The organism is Teichococcus aestuarii (assembly GCF_042651065.1).
Taxonomy (GTDB): Bacteria; Pseudomonadota; Alphaproteobacteria; order Acetobacterales; family Acetobacteraceae; genus Pseudoroseomonas; species Pseudoroseomonas aestuarii.
In genome coordinates, this window is the sequence record NZ_JBHSCH010000135.1 from 1 (window position 1) to 2,495 (window position 2,495).

General features: G+C 66.5%; 2 protein-coding genes. Both read right to left on the reverse strand.

The genetic code is table 11. The annotated features are described in order from the left end of the window. Window positions 1-80: 80 nt before the first annotated feature. On the reverse strand, window positions 81-863 hold the full coding sequence (gene istB, locus ACFOY6_RS23880; RefSeq protein ID WP_109519077.1) for an IS21-like element helper ATPase IstB: 783 nt from the start codon (window positions 861-863) through the stop codon (window positions 81-83). After that, window positions 853-2,382 carry an IS21 family transposase gene (gene istA / locus ACFOY6_RS23885; RefSeq protein ID WP_379639722.1) on the reverse strand — a complete coding sequence of 510 codons (1,530 nt, stop codon included), beginning with the start codon at window positions 2,380-2,382 and terminating at the stop codon, window positions 853-855. Before istA ends, istB begins: the two co-directional genes overlap by 11 nt. Between the last annotated feature and the right edge of the window lie 113 nt (window positions 2,383-2,495).

Here is a 2,495-nt window from a genome sequence, read left to right on the forward strand (position 1 = left end):
TGTTGATTGCCACTGAGACCTGACCCGGGGTTGCCACGAGGATCTGACCCGGGTTGTGGATGCGGGGTTTTCAGATCTCGTCAGGTCGGCTGTGGTTTCCTTTCGCGATGGGCCTGGGTGGCGGAGCTGTTCCTGAAGCGGAAGCTGTCGTTGCCGGTCTCCAGGATGTGGCAGTGGTGGGTGAGCCGGTCGAGGAGCGCGGTGGTCATCTTGGCATCTCCGAAGATCGCCGCCCATTCACTGAAACTGAGGTTGGTGGTGATGATGACGCTGGTTTGCTCGTAGAGCTTGCTGAGCAGGTGAAACAGCAGGGCACCGCCTGAGGCGCTGAACGGCAGGTAGCCCAGTTCGTCGAGGATCAGCAGGTCGGCATGGAGCAGGCGGGCCGCGATCTGCCCGGCCTTCCCGGCGGCTTTCTCCTGCTCGAGCATGTTGACCAGCTCCACCGTGGAGAAGAACCGCACGCGCTTGCGGTGATGCTCGACCGCCTGGACGCCGAGCGCGGTGGCCACATGGGTTTTGCCGGTACCTGGTCCACCGACCAGTACGACGTTGTCGGCGCTATCCATGAAGGCACCGGCGTGAAGCTGGCGCACCAGGGCTTCATTGAGCTGGCTACCAGAGAAGTCGAAGCCTGTCAGATCCTTGTAGGTGGGGAAGCGTGCGGCCTTGAGCTGGTAGGCGATGGAGCGGACCTCGCGCTCGGCGATCTCGGCCTTGAGCAGCTGCGACAAGATGGGGATCGCGCTTTGGAAGGCAGGCGCGCCCTGTTCGGTGAGTTCGGCTGCGGCCTGTGCCATGCCGTGCATCTTGAGGCTGCGCAGCATGATGGTGATGGCGGCGGCCGCCGGGTCATGACGCATGGCGACCTCCCTGCCTCGGGCGCAGGCTGTCGTAGCGGGCGACGTTGGCCTTGGGCTCCTGCGCCAGCACGAGGGCCTGGGGCGCCTCGATCGGCGGCACCTGGGGGGCTGTGCCATCGGTCAGCCGGTGCAGCAGGTTCAGGATGTGTGTCTTGCTGGCGACCCCGGCCTGCAGCGCCATCTCCACGGCGACCAGCACAGCCTGCTCGTCATGCTGCAGCACCAGGGAAAGGATCTCCACCATCTCCCGGTCGCCGCCGGACCTGCCGTGCAGTTGACGCTGCAGCTGCCGGAACGCCTCCGGCAGTTCGGCGAAGGGCGCGCCGTTGCGCAGGGCACCGGGCTTGCGCTGGACCACGGCCAGGTAGTGGCGCCAGTCGTAGACGGTCCGGCCTTGCCCGTGGTGCGACCGCTCGATGATCCGCTGGTGCTCGCAGATGACCGCCCCCTCAGCCACCACCACGATACGGTCGGGGTAGATCCGCAGGCTGACCGGCCGGTTGGCGAAAGAGGCGGGCACGCTGTAGCGGTTGCGCTCGAAGTGCACGAGGCAAGTCGGCGAGACCCGCTTGGTCTCGTCCACGAAGCCGTCAAAGACCCGCCGGACCGGCATCAGGCAGTCCATCTCCTGCCGCCAGGCCGCGGCGACGCTGCCGGGTTCCACCCCATGCGGGATCTCCTCCCAGAGGGCGAGGCATCGCTGCTCCAGCCAGGCGTTCAGCGCCTCCAGGCTGGTGGCCTGGGGCATAGGCTGCCACAGCCGGTGCCGGGCATCCTGGACGTTTTTCTCGACCTGGCCTTTCTCCCAACCGGAGGCCGGATTGCAGAACTCCGGCTCGAACAGGTAGTGGCTCGCCATGGCCAGGAAGCGGGCGTTGATTTGCCGCTCCCGGCTCGGGCCAATCCGGTCAACGGCGGTGCGCATGTTGTCGTAGATGCCACGCCGCGGCACGCCACCCAGCACGCGGAAGCCGTGGTTGTGGGCGTCGAACAGCATCTCGTGCGTCTGCAGGAGATAGGCTCGCACCAGGAAGGCCCGGCTGTGGCAGAGCTTGACATGGGCGACCTGCAGCTTGGTGCGTTCGCCGCCGATGACAGCATGCTCCTCGCTCCAGTCGAACTGGAACGCCTCGCCTGGGCCGAAGGCCAGCGGCACGAAGACGCCGCGGCCGGAGGTCTGCTGCTGGCGCTGCCAGTCATCTCGCCAGGCTCGCACAAAGGCAGCGACCCGCCGGTACGAGCCGTCATAGCCGAGCCCCACCAGCTCCGCGTGGAACTGCCGCGCGGTACGTTTCTGTTTGCGTGGCCTGCGGGCGTCCGTCCGCAGCCAGGCTGCCAGCCGCTCGGCGAAGGGATCCAGCTTGCTGGGGCGCTCGGGGGCCCTGAACACAGGCTCCACTGCCTCGGACCGCAGGTACTTGCGGATGGTGTTCCGCGACAGGCCGGTCCGGCGGGCAATCGCGCGGATCGACAGGTGCTCCCGGAAATGCCAGCGCCGGATAACGCTCAACAACGCCATGTCCAACACTCCCGCTGCCCCCGCCCAAAAGGCCGAGGCTAGCGTCCGAACATGGGTCAACTCTCAGTGGCAACTTTACCCCAAACCGGGTCAGGTCTCAGTGGCAATCAACA

What these genes read in the sequence shown, in the direction of transcription:
- istA (WP_379639722.1), bottom strand. Translation starts at nt 2,382, where the DNA reads ATGGCGTTGTTGAGCGTTATCCGGCGCTGGCATTTCCGGGAGCACCTG.
- istB (WP_109519077.1), bottom strand. Translation starts at nt 863, where the DNA reads ATGCGTCATGACCCGGCGGCCGCCGCCATCACCATCATGCTGCGCAGC.